The sequence below is a fragment of the Romboutsia sp. MSSM.1001216sp_RTP31141st1_G3_RTP31141_220114 genome (genome assembly GCF_039031195.1).
In the GTDB taxonomy this organism is placed as follows: domain Bacteria; phylum Bacillota; class Clostridia; order Peptostreptococcales; family Peptostreptococcaceae; genus Romboutsia_C; species Romboutsia_C hominis.
In genome coordinates, this window is sequence record NZ_JBCIUO010000001.1 from 396073 (window position 1) to 418496 (window position 22424).

A 22424-nucleotide genomic window follows, 5' to 3' on the forward strand; every position below is an offset into this window, starting at 1 on the left:
TTACTGATAATAATTAAAGAATATAAAATATACATCTTATATGCTTTAATTTACAAAAAGTAATGTATAGAATCTTAAAAAAAGTAGATATATCAAGTAATAAAAAATATTTGATATATCTACTTTTTTAGATGCAGTAAATAAACATGATTATAATTATATAGCAATATTATTTAATTTATTAAGTTTTTGTAGTTTGTATTTTTTAAACATCAATGTATTAGACATATTACACAAAGTTAACTTACCTATCTTTCAAATGAATTGCTACTTTCATAGGAACAACAAAATTTACTTCCTTTAAATAAAAAGAAGAATGCGCTGCCCATAATAAGAGGGGTTATAAATGATACAGCTAAAGCGATTGAATTGCTATATGTACTTTTTGTAAAAACTGCAAGAATTAATAAGATAAGATTAATTTAAAAATATGAAAAAAGATGAAGATAAATAATAATACAGATTGGCTAAAATCAAAGGATTCATTGAAATGGTATTATAAAATTATCATAAAAAATAAATAATACTATGATAAAATATGACTATAGACCATAAATTAAGATATTTTGCATAAGGGAGGGGAATTAATGAATATCATATATTTTTTAGTAGGAATAATAGCGACGACTATTGGTGCAATATCAGGAATTGGTGGAGGAGTTATAATAAAGCCAGTACTTGATACATTAGGAAATTATGATATAAGTACGATAAGTATATTATCTAGCTTTACTGTGTTTTCTATGTCAATAGTAGCTTTATTAAAAAGCATAAAAAATAAAGTTAAATTAGATGGAAAGAGAACTATATCTCTAGCAATAGGTTCTATAATAGGTGGGATATTAGGTAAAAATTTATTTACCTTATTTTTAGCGGCTTTAAACAACAATTTACTAGGCCAAAAAATACAATCAACTACATTATTTATACTTATGGGTGTAGTTTTAATTTTATATATTAATGAAGGTAAAATTAAAGGTTTTAGAGTTAATAATATAGGATTTTGTGCATTGATAGGTATTATATTAGGTATAATTTCTTCATTTTTAGGAATAGGTGGAGGACCGATAAATGTAATTGCATTAATGTATATACTAGGTATGGGAAGTAAGGAAAGTTCTATACATTCTATATTTATAATATTTTTTTCACAAGGGTCTAAACTTTTATCGGTGTTTTTATCAGAAGGATTTAGTGTATATAACTTAGAGGTACTTCCTTTCATGGTTGTAGGTGGTATTATGGGAGGATTTATAGGAAGTTATTTATTAGGAAAGATGAAGAAAAACAATATAAAAAATCTTTTTACATATACTATGTTAATTATTATGTGTTTTAATTTGTACAATTTAATAAAAAAATAGTTAAATATATATTTAATAACCAAATAATTGTTAATATCAAAAAATATCTAAGTAAGAAAATGAGGGGAAAAAATATAATGATAAAAAATATAAAAAGTATTTTTTTACTCTTTACCATTTTATTTATAATTTGTGTATCAATAAAAAATAATAGTGTATATGCACAAAAACTAAATGATAGTAATTTGAGTAAAGATATCATAATAGATAGTATAGAGAGTACATATAATAAAAAGGAATTAGAAAAAAACTATATAAATAAAGTTAGGGCTAATTTAAAGGATGAAGTAAAAGACAGTGAATATTACTTTATACAAGGTTATATAGACTATAGTATAAATGATTATAAAAGTGCAATAAAAAATTTTGAATTAGCCAAAAAGGATATAAAAAATTCTAAGGATACATTTTTAAAAGTATACAATTATATACTTTTAAATAATTGTCTTTTAGAAGAAGGCAAAAGTGAAAATTTAATAACTAATGCTAAGAAGGCAATTACATATATAAAGGAAGATAAGTCATATAAAAATAATAGTAATGTAGTTTGGGAAGTAATATTTCCATTAAGTTATAATGCAAAAACTAAGGATGAATCAATAAAATTACTAAAATCATATATAGAAGAAACTAGCAATTTAGATATAGAGACTAAAATGGCATTAAGGGGAAATTTAGCTATAATATATACTATGGATAGAAAGTATGGCAAAGCTATATATAATTATTTAGATGTTATAAATTTAGCAAAGAAACATCCAAATATAGATAAAGCTGGTGTGTATGAAGCTAAAGCATATACTTTTATAGGTAATATAGTATATGAATTAGGTCTGCATAAAGAAGCTATAGATTGGTATGATATGGCAATAAATATAAAAATACCAAATAAATTAAACAATGCAGAAGCGAAGGTAAATACATATATAAATCAGATGCATGCATACTTAAGTATCGGTGATTACGATAAATGTAGTGATGTAGTAAATGAGACAAAAAAATATATAAAATATCTAGATAAAAATGAACAAGATGATGTAGAAATTCTTCTAAATTATAATATAGCCAATATAAATATACATAAAGGAAATTATGAAGAAGCTAAAAAATATATAAAAAAAGGTTCAGAGTTATTAAAAGAAGATAAAGTAGAATATTTTATTCATAAAGATATTTTCTTAGGATTATCATATGCAAGTATATTAAAAGAAGAAGGAAATTATAAAGAAGCTTTAGATATATATAATAAAATACTAAAGCTAAAAAATGAAGGTGCTAAATATATAGAAATTGATATCTATTCTGATATAGCTGAAATATACAGTAAAATAGGAGATCTAGAATCATATAAAAAATACAATGAAATACTAAAAGAAAAGAAAGAATCTTTAGATGAAATTATAAAAAATGATTATATTGAATATTCAATAAAGGCATATGAAAATGAAGTATTAAAAGAGAAAGAGAAAAACGAACAAATAAAAGTATTAATTATGACATGTATAGTAGTAATATTAATTATTATTTTAATAGCAAGAATAGTTCGTGTGAAAGCATTAAAAAAATTACACTATCAAGATAGTATGACAGGTCTTTATAATAGGAGATATCTAGATGATTATGAACAGAGAAATATAAAGAAACTAGAAGAAAAGGAAATTTCTATAGTATTACTAGATATAGACTACTTTAAGAAATATAATGATAATTATGGACATATAGAAGGAGATAAAGTAATAAAAGAAGTATCAAATTCAGTTCTTATGAATATTAGAAAGAAAGGGATAGGAATAAGATTTGGAGGTGAAGAAATAGTTATTATACTAGAGGACACTAGTGAAAATGAAGCCATAGAAATAGTAGAAAAAATACAAAAAGATATAAAAAATAAGGCAATAGAACATAAATATTCATTAGTTAATGACATAGTAACTACAAGTATAGGTATATATACTAAAAAGAAAAATATGAAAGAAGATATATATTTAGCAATAGATAAAGCAGACAAGGCATTGTATGAGTCTAAAAATAATGGAAGAAATAGATATAGTATATATAATTAAAAAAGTAATGAACTTTTAATTATAAAAATTATATTAAATTTTAAATAAAAGCCCTTAAAATGATATTAATGTTTTAAGGGCTTTTATTTAAAATTTGAATAAGTATGAAGGAATTTATATGTTAATATCTAATATTGTATAAAGAAAGGTATATGACAAACGTTTATCAGGGGGATTATATGGAAAAAACAAAAGTAAGAAGAAAGCCAAAGTGGCTAAGAGTAAATTATGAACGTCAATCTATAAAAGAGATTGAAGTTATGATGGAACAGTTATCATTAAATACAGTATGCAAAGAAGCAAAATGCCCTAATTTAGGTGAATGCTATAAAAAAAGAACAGCTACATTTATGATAATGGGAAGTCAATGCACTAGAAATTGTAGGTTTTGTAATGTAACTAATGGTAAACCTCAAAATCTTGATATAAATGAACCAGAAAATGTAGCAAAAGCAGTAAAAGAACTAGGATTATCTCATGCAGTTATAACAAGTGTAACAAGAGATGATTTAGAGGATTGTGGAGCTAGTCACTTTGCAAAAACTATAGAAGCTGTGAAGAGTTTAAATCCAGATACTACTGTAGAAGTGCTAATACCAGATTTAAAAGGTATCAAAGAAAATTTAGATATAGTTATAAAAGCAAATCCTGATGTAATAAATCATAATGTCGAAACTGTAGAAAGATTATATGATACAGTTCGTCCAGAAGCAATATATGAAAGAAGTATAGATGTTTTAAAATATGTAAAGGAAGTAGCACCTCATATATTAACAAAAACTGGTATAATGGTTGGCCTTAGTGAAAGTGATGAAGAAGTATTTAAGGTTATGGATGATGTACTTAAGGTAGGATGCGACATATTTACAATAGGTCAATATCTAAGACCATCAAACAAACACATAGAAGTTTATGAATACGTAACACCAGAAAAATTTGAAGAATATAGAGTGGTTGGAGTAGAGAAAGGATTTAAGTATATAGCAAGTAGTCCTTTAGTTAGAAGTTCGTATAATGCACAAGAAGCTATTAAATAGACAAAAGGGGATAAAACCATGATATATGTAGAAAATAATTCAACTAATCCATACTTTAATTTTGCACTAGAGTATTATCTTATAAATGAGAAAGACTTAAAAGATGATGTTATATTTATGTTTTGGAGAACAAATCCAACACTTATGATAGGAAAATTCCAAAATACAATAGAAGAAATTAATGAAGATTATGTAAAAAATAATAATATAAATGTAGTTAGACGTATAACAGGTGGCGGAACTATATATACGGATATGAATGGATGGCAATTTAGCTTTATAACTAAAAACTATAATGGAAATGGAATAGACTTTAAAACATTTACAACACCAATTATTGAGGCATTAAAAAGTCAAGGAATAGATGCATACTTTAATAGTAGAAATGATTTATTAGTAGATGGCAAAAAATTCTCTGGAAATGCACAATGTGTTAAAAATGGATGTAAATTACACCATGGTTCTATACTATTTGACACTAACATAGAGGAAATGGTAAGAAGTATAACTGTAGCTGAAGATAAGATAATATCTAAAGGAATAAAATCAGTTAAAGATAGGGTTACAAATCTTAAAAACTATTTAAAGGAAGATATGGATAGTTTAAAGTTTAAAGATATAATGCTAGAGAGTTTACTTAAAGAATCTAGTGGAGTTTATAATTTAACAGAAGAAGATATAAAGAGAGTAGAAGAAATAGCTAAAGAAAAATTTGAAACTTGGGAATGGAACTACGGTAAATCTCCTAAATTTGAAATCACTAAAGGAAAAAGATTAGATGGAGGAAAAGTAGAGTTTAGGATTAATGTAGATAAAGGCATGATAAAAGAATGTAAGATAAATGGAGACTTTTTTGGAGAGGGCGAAATAGAGGATATATCAAGTTTACTATGTGGATGTAGATATAATAAAAAAGATATATTAGATATATTAGAAAATATTGATATAAATAAGTATTTCTATAGAGTGAACAAAGAAGAACTTATAGAATGTATAATATAATTTTAGATATAATAATATAAAACCTGTATCAATAGATAATGATACAGGTTTTATATTTAAAATAACATATATAAAATATAAGTTATTAATGTAATTTATTTATATATTAATAGCATAAGAATCTTCTTTTTTTAATTTTAAATAATTCATATAGGTATTAGTTTCAGCTATAACTACAGGAGTAAGATAAATTAGAGCTATAAGGTTAGGTATAGCCATAAGAGCATTAACAATATCCGCAATTATCCAAACCATTTCAAGTTTTAAAAATGATCCAATAAGTATCATTAAAACAAAGACAACCCTGTAAGCACTTATAAACTTGATACCAAATAAAAACTCAAAACATCTTTCTCCATAATAACACCAACCAAGTATAGTAGTAAAAGCAAATAAACTTAAACTAATAGTTAAAAATAAAGGTCCAATATGTGGAAGAACACTTTCAAATGCACTTTGAGTCATAAGAGCACCATTTAAATCTCCTTTCCATACACCAGATAATATAAGTGAAAATCCAGTAAGAGAACAGATTATCAAACTATCTATAAATGTCCCAGTCATAGATATAAGACCTTGCTCAGCTGGATGATTAGTTTTAGCAGCTGCTGCTGCAATTGGAGCACTACCAAGTCCAGATTCATTAGAAAATACACCTCGAGCAATACCATTTCTAATAGCCATAGATACACTAGCTCCCATAAATCCACCTATAGAAGATGTAGGTGTAAAAGCACTTTTTAGTATTAATATAAATGTAGATGGTATTTTATTAAATGAGCCTAAAATAATTAAAAAGCACATTAGTATATATACAAAAGACATAAATGGAACTACTGTAGATGCTACTTTTGAAATATTTTTAATACCTCCAAATATAACTAAGGCTACAATTAATGTTAATATAATTCCGGTTATTTTAGGATTAATTCCAAAACTTCCATTGATAGAATCAGTTATAGAATTAACTTGAGTAAATGCACCTATACCTAAAAGAGCAACTAAAATACCACTTATAGCAAAGAAAATAGCAAGAGGTTTATACTTAGATCCCATACCATTTACTATATAGTACATAGGACCACCAGAAATTTCGTTTTTTTCATTTTTAGTTCTATACTTTATAGCAAGTACTCCTTCAGCATATTTAGTAGCCATTCCAAAAAATGCTGCAACCCACATCCAAAATAATGCACCAGGACCTCCTATTTTTAGAGCAGTAGCAACACCAACTATATTTCCAGTACCAACTGTAGCAGCAAGAGCAGTGCATAAAGCGCTAAAGCTTGAAATATCTCCACTACCATTATTTTCTGATTTAAATATTAATTTTAAAGCAGTAGGTAATTTAGTTATTTGTAAAAATCCAAGTTTAAAAGTAAATAATATACCAGTACCAACTAATAGTATTAGTAAAGGTGGTCCCCATATAAATGAGTTAATTTGAGATAAAACATCAATTAAATTCATAAAAATACACTCCTTATATATTCGCTTATTTTTTAAGCGAAGTGAATTTTATGCCTTAATAAATCAATAAAGGAAAATGAATTAATTGACAGGAAGATAAGATATTTAGAAATTTTTAATTTTCTAAATAATAAGAATAATAATTGCTTGAATAAAAAAAGCCAAGTCTTAAGACTTAGCTCTGGATAAACTACAACTATAAAACTATACAAAAAGTAAGTATAGTACATAATCCCTGTCCTTTTGCCTGAGAGATTGAGCAAAATTGCCTTGCCCCTTCGGCGCCTATATAGGTCTCTCCAGAGTTCCCTAAGCTTTACAGTCCTACTTATAAAAGTACCTGAGAGTGCGACTCCTTCGGTGTGTCAAAATGACATCTCTTCTATAAAGCTTCAATCGGGTATTGATTTGTTATTGCATTTGCTATAATAGTACAAAAAAAAATATCAAATGTCAAATCAAAAAAAATAAAATTAAAAACTTTAGCTATATAAACTAGATATTTAAAATCTTAGGATAATTTCTACAATATATATTTTTTGACTTAATCAAACTAGAATAAAAATATGTCTATTGAACAATATAACTAATGAAAATTAATTAAAAGGAGATATAAAATGAAACCAAATCCAGACGATAGAAGAGACAATGTTGAGAAAATACAATGTAATATAAATCATACTCTAAAAAATATTAGATTAGCAAATGAAATGATTGAAAAGGTAGATAATCCTGAAGAAAGAAGAAAATTAGAGGAAAAAAATAAAAGAAGAGAGGAATCTCTTAGTAATATGCGTAGTGAAATAAAAGAAGAAGCTAATGTAAATAAAAATGAGTATAGATAAATAAAATATATAATTTAATCCTAAATATAAAAAAGGTAATAAGTATGTACTAACATAAACTTATTACCTTTTAAAATATTAATCATCTAAACAAGCCAAACCTCTATCGTATAAAAGTTCATCTAATTTTAGAATACCGATTCCTTTGTTTACACCAAATATAATTACAGCATCTCTTAAATTTTTAGAATATAGCTCACCACAATCTGCAAGTCTTAAAGCTTTATTAGTTTCTTTAATATCTAGACTTGCTCCGATACAAAGTTTGATAACTTTATCGCGACTAGGTTTTTTACTTCCATTTAAAATTTGATAACCATAAGTTCTATCTATACAAGCATTTTTTATAAGTTCACTTTTAGTAATTTGTTTATGTTTTAAAATATCTTCAAAAAATGTTTTGAACTCTAAGCCTTTATATTTATCATAGATATCTACTAGATACTCATCTAAGCAGCTTTCATCTTTTATATTTTTTAAAACTCTCATTAACTCTATTGTTTCATTATTCAAGCTATCACCTCCAATTTATATAGAAGATTGTTTCATATAAAGTTGTTTTTTTACAACTATAGTATTTTTTCTTTTAAATAAATTATCTAAATAATTATAATAAGTACCAGGTGTTATTATACCATTTATTGCTATTAAATCTAAACCTATAGAACCTACGATAGTATCTGCAAGTCTTACGCAATTTGCTGTTAGAGTAAAGTATGTTTTAAAATACCCAGATTTGAATTTATAAAATTTACAATTAGTATCTAAAAACATTAGATTTGTTTCATCAGTATACTCCTTAAATGGATCTTTCTTTGAATTACATTCCCAGTGAATACAATTGTTTTTAATAGATGATATTTTATCTTTAATAGCATTATGTTGAATTTTATTTAATGCTAAAGTAAACCCTATTAGAGAACGATTGCATTTAGAATTTATAAAATTAATATATTTTTTAGTATTAGCTTCTAATAAAACACCATCGCTAACAAGTGTAAATAATCTATTAGAACTACTATCATAAGTTCCATATGAATAAGTTATTCCATCAAAAGATATATCAACATGACCAAATCCATTAGCACAATCAGGAGCTAGATGAATAAATATATCTATTGTTGAAAAAGAGTTATCTATTAGATTATCATAGTCACTACTTTCAACTAAAACTTTATTATTAGGATTTACCTTGATAAAATTATTAATTTTATCTAATAGATGTTGAGGTATAAATGCGGCATAAACTATTGGTAGTGTAATCCTAAATCTCCTTTTTAAATTAGATTTAAAGGCATTGATATCTAAAATCTCCCTTAAAAAATCAGAAAAAAGTGTAAGAGATATTAGTATTACATATATACTGCATATTTTATCTACTATAGATATATAATCTAGTGGATAAAATAATAAAACAACACCAAATCCTAATGATATTAAGCTAAAAATAAAGCCTCTTACACATTCTTTTACATTGTTTTTGTATAAAATAATAGCTGCAGTAATTCTACCTACAAAATTTAATAATGCATACAGAACTATTACTCTTATAATAGATACCGTTAAAAAAATAGGATTATATTTAATAAAAAGCCCAAGAGAAATACAAAGAATACCTTCAACTAGTGTACTTATATGGCGCTTTTCTTTGTTAAAAATATAAGTTAGCATAGATAATGTACCTATAACTAATAAAAAAGTTAGTATCATATCAGTTGTTATACTTCCTATAAAATCAGAACTAAATAACATAATAAGTCCTAGTATAAATAAAATTATAGATTTTGATAATATAGAAAAAGGGGATATAGTTTTTACGTTCATATAAAACCTCCTTACAGATAATATAATATTATCATTAAATTAGAAGTTTAACAAAATAGTATTTATGTATGATATAATTTTACTGAAAATGTAGATAAAGAGGGATTAAATTTGAATTTAGAAGCAGAACTAGAGTTGTCTTTATATGAAGAACTAAAAACAATACATAAAAGTAGTAAAAGTGAAGTAATACTTGTTCATAATAATATAAAAAACAAATTATATATAAAAAGATTATTAAAAGAATGTAATAAAGATGTATACTATGCTTTAAAGAATATAAAAAGTGAAAATATACCTAAAATATATGAAGTATTTGAAATAGATAATAAGTTGGTAGTAATAGAGGAGTTTGTAAATGGTAAAACTCTTCATGAAAAATTAAAAGAAACAGATCATTTAGAAGAAATAGAAGTTATAAATTATATAATATCTTTATGTGACATATTAAATATATTACATAATCTAAATCCACCAATAATACATAGAGATATTAAGCCATCTAATATAATGATAAGTAATGATAATGTATTAAAGCTTATTGATTTTGATATATCTAGAAATTATAAATACGGAGAAAATATGGATACAATTTTACTAGGCACTAAAGGTTATGCATCTCCTGAACAATTTGGATTTGAACAAAGTGATTGTAGAAGCGATATATACTCATTGGGTATTATGATGAATGTGCTAACTACAGGAAAGCATATAAAAGAAGTTGAAAATAAAGGGTTATTGGAAAATGTTATAAAGAAATGTACTAAGATATCTCCAGATGATAGGTATCAAGATGTATCAGCACTAAAGAGTGATCTAATAAAATTAATTTATAAAACACAAGCCAGTAAAGAAAAAAATATAAAAAAAATAGGATATAAATTAAAAGAAAAAATTATAAATGAAGATAGTAGTAAACCTATAAATATTAAAACTAAAAAAATTAATAAAAACACTAGGTTAAAATCTAAGTATATACCAGGGTTTAGAAATGGAAATAGGATCAATATGACACTATCTACAGTATTTTATATATTTTTAATAATAGGACTATTTGTTGGAAGTAGCATTGGTGAATTAATACAAAACTTAATAGTAGTAATAATGCTTTTAATGTATTTTTTATTATATACTAATTTTCTAGATATAAAAAACAAGTTACCAATTATAAAAAGTAATAAATTACATATAAAGATACTTGGATATGTACTATATTCTAATATAATATTTTGGGGTCTAGGTATACCATTAACTCATATTGTAGGGTAGTTGTATGCTATGAGCATACCAATAGGCTATAAATAAACTTTATAATAAATAATGAAATAGTTATTATGGAGGTTATTTATGAAAAAAGTTTTACTAGGAGTTATAATAGGATTTGTAGTTATAATAGGAGGTTGCGCTCTAATGCTTGCACAAGGTGCATCTAGTGTTAACCATGCTATAGAAGAAACACAATCACAATCAGAAAAAGAAAATAAGAAAATAGAAGAGATGGCTAAAAATATTACTTGGGAAATAAAAAAAGAAGATTACATGACTAAAATAGTTGGAGTTTTTGAAAATACAAGTAATGAAATGATAGATTATGTTCAGTTTGATTATAAGCTATTAGGAAAAGATGGTACTGTTATAGAAAAATCTTTTACTAATGAAAGTGATATAGCACCAGGAGAAAAAAGAAAAGTTGAAATATTATGTGAAAAAGATGATTTTGATAGCTACGAAATAACTGCTACGAATACTGCATTTTAAGGAAAGTATATCTTAACAATTGTTAAGATATACTTTTTTTAATACTAAATGCTAAACTTGATTAACGGAAGTAGTTGTCGGTGATATGAAACACTTTGCCTATACGTAGTTCAAGTGAAGGAAATTTTTTATTAAAGTATGGCTAAATTATCAACTAATCCATTTTTTATAGTTATGCTTTTATCGGAAATTTTATTTGCAAAATCTAAGTCATGAGTAATTATTAAAATAGTCATACCATTTTCTTTTAACTTATACATGATATTTATTATATCCTCTATAGATTCTAGGTCTAGTGCAGATGTAGGTTCATCAAAGCATAATATCTTTGGGGATATGGCTATTGCACGAGCGATTGCTACTCTTTGTTTTTGTCCACCAGATAGTTCAAAAGGATATGAATTTAGTTTATCTTTTAAGTTAACTAAATCTAAAAAACTAGTAGCTTTTTCTAAAGCTTCTTTATCACTTTGACCTAGTACATTAACTAATGCACAGGTAATGTTTTCAAGTACAGACATATGTGGAAATAAATTAAAATTTTGAAATACCATTCCAATTTGACCTTTTAACTTTAGTATATCCATAGAGCTTTTCATAGTGGTTTTATCTATTACAATACTTCCACTATCAAAATCTTCTAGTCCACATATACATCTAAGTAAAGTTGTTTTACCAGCACCGGATTTTCCAAGTAAAACTCCAATTTCACCTTTATTTATATTAAATGATATATTATTTAATATTTTATTTTTACCAAATGATTTATTTAAATTTTTTATTTCTAACATATAAAAACTCCTATCTATAATATGAACACTTATTTTCTAAAGCTTTAAAGACACTACTTAGTATGAAAATTAATCCTAAATATATAAGACCAACCTTAAGTAGGGGAATTAAACTTAAAGTTCTATTAGAAGCTATCTGAGCAAGTCTTAGTATATCGTTAAGTCCTAATATATAAACTAAAGATGTATCTTTTATTAATGTTATAACTTCATTAGACATTGGAGCTAAAATACTTTTTACTACTTGGGGTACTATTATTTTTTTATAAGTTGTTAATCTGTCAAACCCAAGTACTAAAGAGGCTTCATATTGACCTTTATCTATTGACTCTATGCCTCCTCTAAATATTTCTGCAAAATATGCACTATAGTTTAGAGAAAAGGCAAGTATTGCTACTGTAAATCTATCAAATACAATTCCTAAAAGAGGAAGTCCGTAGAATATAAATATTAGTTGTAATAAAAGTGGAGTACCTCTAAAGATTAATATATAAAATTTTGAAATACCATTTAAAATATTGTTTTTAGATAATCTTAATGTGCAAATAATTATACCTAGAGGTATTGATATTATAAGTGTTAGCATAAATACAATAAACACTATTTTTAATCCTTGTAACATATTAAATCCTCCTAAATCTAGTTAAACCATTTTTTATAAATTTTATCGAAAGTTTTATCTTCTTTAACTTCAGTTAAAGCTTTATTTACTTTATTGGAAAGTGAAGTATTTCCTTTTTTAAATCCGATGACAAAGCTTTCCTCCCCAAAGTTATCCTTTAAGATTACAAAATTTTGTTTATTTGAATTGCTTATATAATACTTTGCTAATACTTCATCAGCTACAACTGCATCAACTCTAGCAAACTCTAAGTCTCTAAATGCATTGTCAAAGCTATCATAAAGTATAGGTGTTTTATCCTGTAAGTTATTAACTAGATTAGTATCTTTTTCTATAACATCAAAGCCAGCACTACCTTGTTGAGTTCCTAGTAACTTTCCTTTTAAATCAGATTTATTTTTTATAGAAGAATTATATAAAGTAACTATAACTTGTTTGTTAGTTAGATAAGAATTAGAGTACTCTACTTTTTTCTTTCTTTCTTCTGTTAGCGTATAACCATTCCATAAAGCATCTATATTACCAGAGTCTAGCTCTGTATCTTTCATGCTCCAATCTATATTTTGAAATTTTACATTCATATTAAGCCTAGAGAAAACTTCTTTAGCAAGGTCTATATCAAATCCTACAACTTCATTATTTTCATCTAAAAAACCCATAGGTACAAAGGTATTGTCATACCCTATAACTACTGTATTATCTTGATTATTATTTTTATAATTAGTAAATTTTTTCTCACAACCTCCAATTAATATTAGAGGGATTATAATTAATATCATTAAACTAAATTTTTTTAATATATTTTTCATATAATATCTCCTTATAGTAAATTTAATTTTTTAAGTGTATTTCTTTGCGCGCATAAGGAAATAAACTAAAAAAACTCCCGCCTCTAGCTATTGCTAGAGGACGGGAGTTAACTCACGTGGTTCCACCTCTATTTATTAATGCCTCACGACACTAACCTCTTTGAGTACGACAAATAAATTGTTTATACTCTAGCACTATAACGGGTGCAGGGAATCCGGAAACAGCCTACTAAGATATCTTTTCGGTGCTCTGCTTAAAGATGTGTTCAAAGTAAAATCAATTGCACCTCTCACCAACCGGTAACTCTCTGTTAAAGATACTTACTTTTACTATTTCTTATCATTGCATTTAGTTATGTAATTAACTTTATTGTTTTAAATAATAAATCTATTTTTTATTTATGTCAATATTTTTTTTTAATACTAAAAATTAATATATTAGTTTTTATTAATAGATTCAATTTCTTTATTTAAGAAATAAGAGATAATTGTCCTTATTATAACTATGGCAGCAAGGCCTAATATATGATTAAGGCTAGGGTCTAATATTGATTCTATAATATCTGCACCTATTAGAATTTCTAAGCCAAATAGTATGTATGTGCCCAAAAAGTTTTTGATGGTAGTAACATTTTCAACAGCAGTCTTTCTAGTCTTAGATACAATTTCTGATTTTAACCATAAAGCAAATTGAATTGCTATACCCCATATTATTACTATTGTAGATAAACCTTGTAAAATAATTATTAATTTTTCTAAAATATTTTTAAAATCCAAATTAACCATATCCTTTAAATAAATTATATAAATATAGGTTGTGTAAAATATAAAAACTTATTACTAATTAGATATGACAAAATATTAAAAAAAACTACTGAATATAACATAAATTTAAAAGTAAAGTATTTTAATTTATTATTAAGTATGCTATAACTATTTTAGAAAAAAAATATACGGAGGAAGTTATGGGAAGACAAACTGACAAAAAGAAGTTTAACCTGCCTACTGCATATACTATATTGTTTTCTATAATTATAGTAATAGGTATAATTACACAGTTTATACCACAGGTTAATAAAGCAGGGATATCAGACGTTGTAATGTCTCCTATAAAAGGATTAAAAGATGCTATAGATGTATCTTTATATGTGCTTTTAATGGGTGGATTTTTAGGTGTTGTAGCAAAAACAGGGGCACTTGATGCAGGAATAGGTTCAATAGTAAAAAAGCTAAATGGGAAAGAATTTATATTAATACCAATACTAATGTTTACATTTTCATTAGGTGGAACTTGCTTTGGTATGTCAGAAGAAACATTAGCCTTTTATGCATTAATAACAGCTACTATGTTAGCTGCTGGATTTGATTCTTTAACAGCAGTTGCTACTATATTATTTGGTGCTGGATGTGGAGTTTTAGGTTCAACTGTAAACCCATTTGTGGTTTCAATAAGTATAGATTCTCTTAAAGGTGTTGGAGTTGAAGTTAATCAAGCGGTAGTTATGGGAATTGGAGCAGCACTTTGGTTGTCATCACTATTAATATCTATATACTTTGTTATGAAGCATGCTAAAAAGGTTAAAGAAAATCCTAATGCAACTTTATTATCAAAAGAAGAAGTAGAATCAGCTAAAAGTGCATTTATAAATTCAAAAAAAGAGACTTTAGAATTTACAACTAAGAGAAAAATAGTATTAGCTTTATTTGGATTATCATTTGTAGTTATGATATGTGGAGTTATTCCTTGGGAAAAGTTTGGAATAACTATATTTAAGCATACTGACTTTTTAACAGGTAATGCACTTGGAAACTGGTGGTTTTCAGAACTTGCTACATGGTATACATTAATGGCTATTGTAATTGGTGTAGTATATGGATTAAAAGAAAAAGAAATAGTTTCAGCTATAATAGACGGAGCATCTGAGATGGTAGGAGTTGCGCTTATAATAGGTATATCAAGAGGAGTATCTGTTATAATGAGTAGTACAGGACTTGATGTTTATGTTCTTAATAATGCATCACATGCATTAAGTGGAATGTCACCTATATTATTTATAAACATAGCATTTTTAATATATATAGGTTTATCATTTTTAATACCTTCTACATCAGGCTTAGCTAGTGTATCAATGCCTATATTTGGACCATTAGCAAAAAGTTTAGGATTTCCATCAGAATTAATTATATCAACTCTTGGTGCTGGATGCGGACTTGTAAATCTTATAACACCAACATCTGGAGTTATAATGGGGGGACTTGCTATAGCAAAGGTTGAATATAGTACATGGGTTAAGTTTGCAAGTAAGATAATCATTTGTATATATATATCATCAGCTATTATATTATCAATAGGGATGATGTTATTATAATTAAAAATATTTAATAAATATGAGATAGTGATAGTAGTGCTTTAAATTATACTATAACTATCTCATATTTTACTTTATACCTAATTTATACTAAAAAGCATATTAATAGAATTTGAAGGAGACTTATCTTTTATAAAAGATTTAAATATCACATTTTTATCTTTGAGGTTATACTTTTCTAAATTGAATTTATTTTCAAAAACAAATTCTAAATCTACATAACTATTTGGAGTAATATTATTTATATCTTTAGATTTTATAGTATAGCTATATTGTTTTTCGTATTTATCGCTTAATATTAAGCTAATATCTGGATCTATAAATTCATCGTTCGATTCATTTTTTAATCTTATATTTATTTTTGTGCAATTATTATCACTTATATAACCTAAAAATTCAAATTTCAAATTAGGGTCTATATTATTATCAAAAGAATTAAAACCTATTAAATACATACTTAATGAAAATAATAAAAAAGCCATAAATAACTTTCTCATAATATAAAAACCTCCAAATTAAAAGATTATATAAGTATTCTTTATAATATATAGAGTTTCCTCTATATAATTAGTTATTAAGTACAAAAAAATATAAGTATTTATAAAAGTTAACTCACATTTTGTAGAAGACTGCATATATATATTATTAAGAAGATGATATTTAATATATCATGTCTAATAAAAAAAAAGGGTGGATATTATGGTATGCAAAAAAGGAAATTATAAAAAGCATAATTGTGGATGTCATAAAAATTTTTGTTGTAAAGGCATAAATATAAATAAAAAAGAGTGTGAAAAAAATCATAAATGTAAATGTGATCATGATATTGATTGCTCAGAATGTAGAAGACTTAAATGTTTAGCTCAAAGAAAATGTGATGAAGCGAATGAAAGAATAAATAGAGCAAATCAAGCTGCACAACAAGCACAACAATCAGAAAGAAGAGCAGAGGAATTAAAAAGACAAGCTATGGAAGAATGTGAAAGAGCTCGTAGATTATGGAATGATTGTAGAAGAATATCAAATGAGGGTGAAGAGTTAATGTGTGAAGCTCGAAGACTTATGAAACAAAGTGATGAATGTCATAAAAATTGTCATGAAGAGAATGATGGATGTAGCTCAAATGGTCATAACTGTGAATGTAACTCGAATAATCATAGCTGTGGGTGTAATTCAAATGATCATAACTGCGGGTGTAACTTAAATTGTAAATGTGTATGTAATTGTAGATAATAAAAATCCCTAGAATAACTAGGGATTTTTATTAATTTTCAAATGGTGAATTAGAATATAATATAAAATATCCTTGTGGATATGAACAAACTGGGCAAGCCATTGGAGCTTTAGTACCTGTATGAACATGACCACAGTTTAAGCAAATCCACTTTTCTTCAGTATCTTTTTTAAATAGAGTATTGTTTTCAAGGTCACTAGCAAATCTTCCAAATCTATCTCCATGAATTTTTTCTATTTCAGATATTTTCTCAAAACTATTAGCTACCTCTAAGAAACCTTCTTCACGAGCTGTTTTAGCAAATTCTTTGTAAACTTTATCCCATTCTTCGTATTCATTATGTTGAGAATCTTTTAATGTTTTAATTAAATCGTCATATACTTCAACAGGATATCCAGCATCTATAGTTATAGAAGAGCCAGAAAGTTCTTTTAGATGATTATAAAAAACCCAAGCATGAGCTTTTTCTTGTTCTGCTGTATAATTAAATACTTTTTGAACTACATATAAATTTTGCTTTTTAGCTAAACTTTCTCCAAATGTATATCTGTTTCTAGCTTGACTTTCTCCAGCGAAAGCCCTCATTAAATTTTCTTTTGTTCTACTATCTTTTAATAAACTCATATTATACTCCTTTAATAAAATATTGCTATTAGGATTATTTACCAAAATAAATAAAATATACATTTATAGTAATTTAATAACTTTTAATTAATAAAGATTGATATTTTTAATAAAAATTAAGTAAATTAAAGCATTTGTTAAATTATTTATTAAAGTTTTATATAAAACTTTTCGTGGTATAATTACTATATATACAAACATAAAGAGGTGAAATCATGTCAAGTATAAAATATGATATAGTAAAAGAGGTAGGGATAATATCAACTACAACTTCAGGGTGGAAAAAAGAATTAAATATTATAAGTTGGAACAATAGGGAACCTAAGTATGATTTAAGAGATTGGTCATCAGAACATGAAAAAATGGGAAAAGGAATAACTTTAACAGCAGAGGAATTAAAATCTCTTAAAGAATTATTAAATAATATGGATATATAGAAATTTTAGTTTATATATTTTTTATATTGAAGTAAAAACTTAGATAACTTAGCATATTTATATATTTTTATTTTATGATGGATTTAAGATAGCATTTTATACACAAAAAATATCTCCAAAAGCAAACTAGCTTCTGGAGATATTTTTATCATGTTTTTTGTTACAAGTTATCCTGTTTTTGCAGTTGTGATTTTTTTTACATATGCAATTAAAATTATTTTTTATTTCATAAAAAGTAGAAAATTTTCTAGGGTAATAGTTTAGAGAACTAAATGATGAAATATCACACTTAGAGTAATCATCGCAGTAATTTTGGTTACAACAAGAATCACAGTTGTTAGATTCAAGTGATACTACCTTTTCTGAATCATAAGTAGCTTTGTTTACTAATAATTTGAAACTAGAATATTTATCTTCATAGTCAGATAAATCAAATTGATAAAATCCTTCACAATCGCTTATAGTATGAGCTATTCCTTTATAGTAAATTTGATCGTCATAACATTCAACTCCTAACAATTTTACTAAGGCATTTTCTACTGGCTCTCCTTTATGATTTACTATTTGCCCCCAAAGTCTAACTGATTTGTACTCAGGCATAACAATGTCTGATCTTATTTCAGGCTCACAGTAGTCAACATCAATATCTAAAGAATTAGCTCCAACTATACTATATTTTGATAAGCAGCTGCAATTATATTCATTGTCTTGGTAGTATGATATACCAAACACCTCCTTTGAAATTTAGTAATTTTTAGCGTCTAATATAGCATATGAACAAAGCATTAAATGTGATTTTTATTATTTAATAATTTTAATGTTTAAAGTTATACATGATGTTTTATATAATAAAATTTGAGAATATAAATATATAATAACTTTATTAAAAGTACTTAAAAATGTATGAGTATAATTAATTATAAAAAATTTAAAAATGAAAGGGCTTTGTCATGTCTATTAGATTAGTGAATGTAGGGAAAATTTATAAAAGTGGAGAAGTTGAAACAGTAGCATTAAAAGATATAAATATAGAAATTAAGGATAGTGAATTTATAGTTATACTAGGTCCAAGTGGTAGTGGAAAAAGTACAATGTTAAATGTTATAAGTGGATTAGATACACCAAGTAGTGGAGAAATCTATTATAATGATGAAAAAATAAGTGATTACAATGAAGATAAGCTTACAAAATTTAGAAGAAATAATTTAGGGTTTATATTCCAACAGTATAATCTACTTCAAAATCTTACAGTAAAAGAAAATATTGAAATAGGTTCAAGTATAGGAAAAAATCCATTAAATATTGATGAAGTGTTAGATGCAGTAAGTATGAAAAATGAAAAAGATAAATATCCATACAAATTAAGTGGTGGGCAACAGCAAAGAGTTTCTATAGCTAGAAGTATAGCTAAAAATCCAAAGATAATGTTTTGTGATGAACCAACTGGTGCATTAGATGAAGAAACTGGAAAGCAAGTATTAGAAATGATACAAAATATGAATGAAAGATTTAAAACAACAACAGTAGTTATAACTCATAACCCAAATATTGCATTTATGGCTGATAGAGTAATAAAAATGAATTCAGGAAAAATAGTCGAAGAAATCTTAAATACCAAAAAAAGAAAGGCAAGTGAAATAAAATGGGGGTAAGAGTTTTATTTAAAAATACTTTAAATACATTTAAGAAAAAGAAATTACAAATTCTTGCTATAGGTATAATAATAGCACTTAGTTCTTTTTTATATACAACCATGTTTTATGCTATTGATAGCTTAAAAACACCTTTGGAAAATTTTATTAATGAAACTAATCAAGAAGATTTTTCTATAAGTATGATAAATGGTTTAACAGAATTTGATATTAATAATTTATCAGATAAAGAAAAAATGAAAGCAAGTAGTATGCTTATATATACATTAAGTGATATAAAAAAGTCAGATATTAATATTTATAATAAGATAATAGAAAATAGAATAAATGCATTTGAAAAAGATTATAAAGGTTTTAAATTAGAAAATAGATCTTACAAAGAAGTAAACTTTAAAAATAATGGTAAAAGTAATAAGATAACATTATTTAAAGATAGTAAAAATATAAACCTATCATATATAGAAAAAGGAAATAAGCCTAAATTAGATAATGAAATAGCAGTAACTAATATATATGCTAAGAAAAATAACTTAGATATAGGCGATAGTATTGACATAAACGGAAAGAATTACATTATAACAGGGTTTGTATTGTTTGCAGATAATACACTGCCTATAAGTGGAACAGATTTTAATATAGATAATTCTAAAATGACTTTAGGATTAGTAAATAATACAGAATATGAAAGTATAAAGGGAAAAGAAGATTTTTATTTATCTGGAGTTTCTAATAATGAAGAAAGCTTAAAAAACTTCAATGAAGATATTATTAAAACATATAAGGATAAAAATGATTTAAAGTATATAACTAGTATAGTACTTACAAAAAATCAAATGAAAAGTGGAGCAATATATGAAGAAATAAAGGGCGGTCAAGCTATGACTATAGGTATAAGTGTAAGTATTAGTACAATAGCTGTTTTAATAGTACTTATGATAACTTATAGAATAGTTAAAAATGAAAAAACTCAAATAGGAGTTTTAAAAGCACTAGGATATTCAAAATATGAAATACTTAAACCATATATAATGATACTAACAATAATATCTTTACCACTTTTACTTACTGGATATATATTAGGGGTATATACAGCACCATATATGAGTAATTTTTACTTAGAGTTTTATTTAATACCTAGTGGAGAAATAAGAACTAATTTAAGTGTATTATTAGTAGCAATAGTAGTACCATTAGTAGTTATAATAGGACTTTCAACTATACTTATAAATAAGATGCTTTCTAAAAAGGCAATAAACCTTATAAAATCAAGTGTTAATGAAAAGGTAGGAAAACTTAATAAATTAGTTAGTAAATTATTAAAAAATGCTAAACCTCAAACAAAATTTAAATACTCATTTATACTTGCAAATACTAATAAATTTTTAGTATTTTTCTTAGGAATAGTATTTTCATCAATGCTTATAATAATGAGTCTTATGATGTCTGATTTCTTTGATAAAATGAGTGTAGATTATTATAAATCAGTAGGATATGTATATGAGGGAATTGTTAATATGTCTAAAGAATATCCAAAGCTTAACAATGATGATGAGAAATTTATAAGTTTACCTAATGGAATATACAAAGAAGATAATATAAATATTACAGGAATAGACAGTGATAATAAATTACATAAAGTATATGATAAAAAAGAAAATGATATAACTAAAAAATTAAAAGATGGTATTGTGGTAAATAATAGTTTTTATTTAACTTATGGAGTAAAAAATGGTGAATCTATAAATATAACTATAAATGATAAAGTATATAAAGAAAAGATAGTAGGGATATCTAGGGATTATGGTGAGCCTAAAGTATATATGGATAGAAATAATCTAAGTAATATAATAACTAAAGATGAAGCATTTAAAAATATAGATAAAGATGATTTTTATACTGGTGTATATTCAAAAGATAAATTAGATAAAGGTGATTATTTATTAGTTATAAATAAAAATGATATATTAGAACAAACAAAATCAATGCAAGGATTTGTAAAAGTAGCTATATATTCAATGATAATTATTGCAGTATTTATAGCTGTTATAGTTTTATATGTGCTTACAACTATGACTGTAGAAGATAATTATTATTCAATATCTTTACTTAAAGTAATGGGATATTCTAAAAAAGAAGTTAATTCTATGATGTTAAGTAGTTACCTAGTTTATTCTATAATTTCATATATTATAAGTATACCAATAACTGTATTTGGATTAGGATTTGGCATTAGATATCTAGCTAGTGAGTTTGGAATGGTTATGCCATTTGAATTTGAAATATGGCAAGGTATAGTTGGCTTAATTATAATATTATTTATATTTATGCTAGGAACATATGCAGCTAAGAAAAAAATAGAAAAAATATCATTACAGGAAGTTTTAAAATCTTGTAGTGAGCAATAAATTACACAAATTCCATATAACAATATACTGTTTGTATAAGTATTATACAATCATTTTTGTGGTATAATCATTGTATAATAAAGGTAAAGATGTGAATTATGGCAAGTATAAAATACGA

22 protein-coding genes, 1 riboswitch and 1 other annotated feature are annotated in these 22424 nt (G+C 25.3%); of the genes, 12 read left to right on the forward strand and 10 right to left on the reverse strand.

Features of this window, described 5'->3' with window-relative positions; genetic code table 11:
- Window positions 1-587: 587 nt before the first annotated feature.
- The 4 genes from ABCP60_RS01980 (at window position 588) to ABCP60_RS01995 (ending at window position 5466) form a co-directional block, all read left to right on the forward strand.
- Entirely contained in the window at window positions 588-1364 is a 777-nt protein-coding gene (locus ABCP60_RS01980) for a sulfite exporter TauE/SafE family protein (RefSeq protein WP_092926628.1), read from the forward strand.
- Window positions 1365-1441: 77 nt separating this feature from the next.
- Complete coding sequence (locus tag ABCP60_RS01985) at window positions 1442-3427, forward strand: tetratricopeptide repeat-containing diguanylate cyclase (RefSeq protein ID WP_343101095.1); 1986 nt, start codon at window positions 1442-1444, stop codon at window positions 3425-3427.
- A gap of 179 nt (window positions 3428-3606) precedes the next feature.
- Complete coding sequence (gene lipA / locus ABCP60_RS01990) at window positions 3607-4464, forward strand: lipoyl synthase (protein ID WP_092926624.1); 858 nt, start codon at window positions 3607-3609, stop codon at window positions 4462-4464.
- An 18-nt stretch (window positions 4465-4482) separates the two neighbouring features.
- The gene (locus ABCP60_RS01995; RefSeq protein WP_343101096.1) at window positions 4483-5466 is read left to right on the forward strand and encodes a lipoate--protein ligase; all 984 of its coding nucleotides are present in this window, start codon (window positions 4483-4485) and stop codon (window positions 5464-5466) included.
- A 99-nt stretch (window positions 5467-5565) separates the two neighbouring features.
- Here the strand turns inward: ABCP60_RS01995 and ABCP60_RS02000 are convergent, their stop codons facing one another.
- The gene (locus ABCP60_RS02000) at window positions 5566-6936 is read right to left on the reverse strand and encodes a sodium:alanine symporter family protein (protein ID WP_343101097.1); all 1371 of its coding nucleotides are present in this window, start codon (window positions 6934-6936) and stop codon (window positions 5566-5568) included.
- A gap of 225 nt (window positions 6937-7161) precedes the next feature.
- Window positions 7162-7249: riboswitch (glycine riboswitch) on the reverse strand.
- A gap of 304 nt (window positions 7250-7553) precedes the next feature.
- Here ABCP60_RS02000 and tlp point away from each other — a divergent pair.
- Window positions 7554-7781, forward strand: a complete 228-nt coding sequence (tlp, locus tag ABCP60_RS02005) for a small acid-soluble spore protein Tlp (RefSeq protein WP_166505089.1) — start codon at window positions 7554-7556, stop codon at window positions 7779-7781.
- A 78-nt stretch (window positions 7782-7859) separates the two neighbouring features.
- On the opposite strand, the gene ABCP60_RS02010 is transcribed toward tlp, so the two are convergent.
- Both ABCP60_RS02010 and ABCP60_RS02015 read right to left on the reverse strand, forming a co-directional pair.
- A complete protein-coding gene (locus ABCP60_RS02010; RefSeq protein ID WP_343101098.1) occupies window positions 7860-8294 on the reverse strand; it encodes a hypothetical protein in 435 nt (144 codons plus the stop codon).
- 15 nt (window positions 8295-8309) lie between these two features.
- Window positions 8310-9605, reverse strand: coding sequence for a hypothetical protein (locus tag ABCP60_RS02015; protein WP_343101099.1), 1296 nt, complete (start codon window positions 9603-9605; stop codon window positions 8310-8312).
- Between the two features lie 111 nt (window positions 9606-9716).
- Between ABCP60_RS02015 and ABCP60_RS02020 the strand changes: the two genes are divergently transcribed.
- Window positions 9717-10874, forward strand: a complete 1158-nt coding sequence (locus ABCP60_RS02020) for a serine/threonine-protein kinase (RefSeq protein ID WP_343101100.1) — start codon at window positions 9717-9719, stop codon at window positions 10872-10874.
- Window positions 10875-10952: 78 nt separating this feature from the next.
- Window positions 10953-11363 carry an FxLYD domain-containing protein gene (locus tag ABCP60_RS02025; RefSeq protein ID WP_092926610.1) on the forward strand — a complete coding sequence of 137 codons (411 nt, stop codon included), beginning with the start codon at window positions 10953-10955 and terminating at the stop codon, window positions 11361-11363.
- A 131-nt stretch (window positions 11364-11494) separates the two neighbouring features.
- Here the strand turns inward: ABCP60_RS02025 and ABCP60_RS02030 are convergent, their stop codons facing one another.
- The 4 genes from ABCP60_RS02030 to ABCP60_RS02045 all read right to left on the reverse strand — a co-directional run bounded on the left by ABCP60_RS02030 (window position 11495) and on the right by ABCP60_RS02045 (window position 14371).
- Window positions 11495-12154: an amino acid ABC transporter ATP-binding protein gene (locus ABCP60_RS02030; protein WP_343101101.1), complete on the reverse strand. Its 660-nt coding sequence runs from the start codon at window positions 12152-12154 to the stop codon at window positions 11495-11497.
- A 10-nt stretch (window positions 12155-12164) separates the two neighbouring features.
- On the reverse strand, window positions 12165-12776 hold the full coding sequence (locus ABCP60_RS02035; RefSeq protein ID WP_343101102.1) for an amino acid ABC transporter permease: 612 nt from the start codon (window positions 12774-12776) through the stop codon (window positions 12165-12167).
- Between the two features lie 17 nt (window positions 12777-12793).
- A complete protein-coding gene (locus tag ABCP60_RS02040; protein ID WP_343101103.1) occupies window positions 12794-13585 on the reverse strand; it encodes an amino acid ABC transporter substrate-binding protein in 792 nt (263 codons plus the stop codon).
- 93 nt (window positions 13586-13678) lie between these two features.
- Window positions 13679-13938, reverse strand: a binding site (T-box leader).
- Window positions 13939-14023: 85 nt separating this feature from the next.
- Entirely contained in the window at window positions 14024-14371 is a 348-nt protein-coding gene (locus tag ABCP60_RS02045) for a DUF1622 domain-containing protein (RefSeq protein ID WP_092926602.1), read from the reverse strand.
- A 179-nt stretch (window positions 14372-14550) separates the two neighbouring features.
- Between ABCP60_RS02045 and ABCP60_RS02050 the strand changes: the two genes are divergently transcribed.
- Window positions 14551-15954: a YfcC family protein gene (locus ABCP60_RS02050; RefSeq protein ID WP_092926600.1), complete on the forward strand. Its 1404-nt coding sequence runs from the start codon at window positions 14551-14553 to the stop codon at window positions 15952-15954.
- 80 nt (window positions 15955-16034) lie between these two features.
- Here the strand turns inward: ABCP60_RS02050 and ABCP60_RS02055 are convergent, their stop codons facing one another.
- Entirely contained in the window at window positions 16035-16451 is a 417-nt protein-coding gene (locus tag ABCP60_RS02055) for a hypothetical protein (RefSeq protein WP_343101104.1), read from the reverse strand.
- A gap of 202 nt (window positions 16452-16653) precedes the next feature.
- Here ABCP60_RS02055 and ABCP60_RS02060 point away from each other — a divergent pair, with 202 nt between their 5' ends.
- Complete coding sequence (locus tag ABCP60_RS02060) at window positions 16654-17187, forward strand: solute carrier organic anion transporter (protein WP_166505099.1); 534 nt, start codon at window positions 16654-16656, stop codon at window positions 17185-17187.
- Between the two features lie 31 nt (window positions 17188-17218).
- On the opposite strand, the gene rbr is transcribed toward ABCP60_RS02060, so the two are convergent.
- Window positions 17219-17812, reverse strand: a complete 594-nt coding sequence (gene rbr / locus ABCP60_RS02065; RefSeq protein WP_092926594.1) for a rubrerythrin — start codon at window positions 17810-17812, stop codon at window positions 17219-17221.
- A 215-nt stretch (window positions 17813-18027) separates the two neighbouring features.
- Between rbr and ABCP60_RS02070 the strand changes: the two genes are divergently transcribed.
- Entirely contained in the window at window positions 18028-18249 is a 222-nt protein-coding gene (locus ABCP60_RS02070) for a PC4/YdbC family ssDNA-binding protein (RefSeq protein WP_092926592.1), read from the forward strand.
- 126 nt (window positions 18250-18375) lie between these two features.
- On the opposite strand, the gene ABCP60_RS02075 is transcribed toward ABCP60_RS02070, so the two are convergent.
- Window positions 18376-18981: a hypothetical protein gene (locus ABCP60_RS02075; RefSeq protein WP_166505100.1), complete on the reverse strand. Its 606-nt coding sequence runs from the start codon at window positions 18979-18981 to the stop codon at window positions 18376-18378.
- 218 nt (window positions 18982-19199) lie between these two features.
- Between ABCP60_RS02075 and ABCP60_RS02080 the strand changes: the two genes are divergently transcribed.
- Entirely contained in the window at window positions 19200-19901 is a 702-nt protein-coding gene (locus tag ABCP60_RS02080) for an ABC transporter ATP-binding protein (protein WP_343101105.1), read from the forward strand.
- Window positions 19892-22306 carry an ABC transporter permease gene (locus ABCP60_RS02085; protein ID WP_343101106.1) on the forward strand — a complete coding sequence of 805 codons (2415 nt, stop codon included), beginning with the start codon at window positions 19892-19894 and terminating at the stop codon, window positions 22304-22306. Before ABCP60_RS02080 ends, ABCP60_RS02085 begins: the two co-directional genes overlap by 10 nt.
- The last annotated feature ends 118 nt before the right edge of the window (window positions 22307-22424 follow it).

What these genes read in the sequence shown, in the direction of transcription:
- ABCP60_RS01985 (WP_343101095.1), top strand. Translation starts at nt 1,442, where the DNA reads ATGATAAAAAATATAAAAAGTATTTTTTTACTCTTTACCATTTTATTT.
- ABCP60_RS02025 (WP_092926610.1), top strand. Translation starts at nt 10,953, where the DNA reads ATGAAAAAAGTTTTACTAGGAGTTATAATAGGATTTGTAGTTATAATA.
- ABCP60_RS02040 (WP_343101103.1), bottom strand. Translation starts at nt 13,585, where the DNA reads ATGAAAAATATATTAAAAAAATTTAGTTTAATGATATTAATTATAATC.
- lipA (WP_092926624.1), top strand. Translation starts at nt 3,607, where the DNA reads ATGGAAAAAACAAAAGTAAGAAGAAAGCCAAAGTGGCTAAGAGTAAAT.
- ABCP60_RS01980 (WP_092926628.1), top strand. Translation starts at nt 588, where the DNA reads ATGAATATCATATATTTTTTAGTAGGAATAATAGCGACGACTATTGGT.
- tlp (WP_166505089.1), top strand. Translation starts at nt 7,554, where the DNA reads ATGAAACCAAATCCAGACGATAGAAGAGACAATGTTGAGAAAATACAA.
- ABCP60_RS02060 (WP_166505099.1), top strand. Translation starts at nt 16,654, where the DNA reads ATGGTATGCAAAAAAGGAAATTATAAAAAGCATAATTGTGGATGTCAT.
- ABCP60_RS02085 (WP_343101106.1), top strand. Translation starts at nt 19,892, where the DNA reads ATGGGGGTAAGAGTTTTATTTAAAAATACTTTAAATACATTTAAGAAA.
- ABCP60_RS02000 (WP_343101097.1), bottom strand. Translation starts at nt 6,936, where the DNA reads ATGAATTTAATTGATGTTTTATCTCAAATTAACTCATTTATATGGGGA.
- ABCP60_RS02055 (WP_343101104.1), bottom strand. Translation starts at nt 16,451, where the DNA reads ATGAGAAAGTTATTTATGGCTTTTTTATTATTTTCATTAAGTATGTAT.
- ABCP60_RS02070 (WP_092926592.1), top strand. Translation starts at nt 18,028, where the DNA reads ATGTCAAGTATAAAATATGATATAGTAAAAGAGGTAGGGATAATATCA.
- ABCP60_RS02015 (WP_343101099.1), bottom strand. Translation starts at nt 9,605, where the DNA reads ATGAACGTAAAAACTATATCCCCTTTTTCTATATTATCAAAATCTATA.
- ABCP60_RS02030 (WP_343101101.1), bottom strand. Translation starts at nt 12,154, where the DNA reads ATGTTAGAAATAAAAAATTTAAATAAATCATTTGGTAAAAATAAAATA.
- ABCP60_RS02050 (WP_092926600.1), top strand. Translation starts at nt 14,551, where the DNA reads ATGGGAAGACAAACTGACAAAAAGAAGTTTAACCTGCCTACTGCATAT.
- ABCP60_RS01995 (WP_343101096.1), top strand. Translation starts at nt 4,483, where the DNA reads ATGATATATGTAGAAAATAATTCAACTAATCCATACTTTAATTTTGCA.
- rbr (WP_092926594.1), bottom strand. Translation starts at nt 17,812, where the DNA reads ATGAGTTTATTAAAAGATAGTAGAACAAAAGAAAATTTAATGAGGGCT.
- ABCP60_RS02045 (WP_092926602.1), bottom strand. Translation starts at nt 14,371, where the DNA reads ATGGTTAATTTGGATTTTAAAAATATTTTAGAAAAATTAATAATTATT.
- ABCP60_RS02080 (WP_343101105.1), top strand. Translation starts at nt 19,200, where the DNA reads ATGTCTATTAGATTAGTGAATGTAGGGAAAATTTATAAAAGTGGAGAA.
- ABCP60_RS02035 (WP_343101102.1), bottom strand. Translation starts at nt 12,776, where the DNA reads ATGTTACAAGGATTAAAAATAGTGTTTATTGTATTTATGCTAACACTT.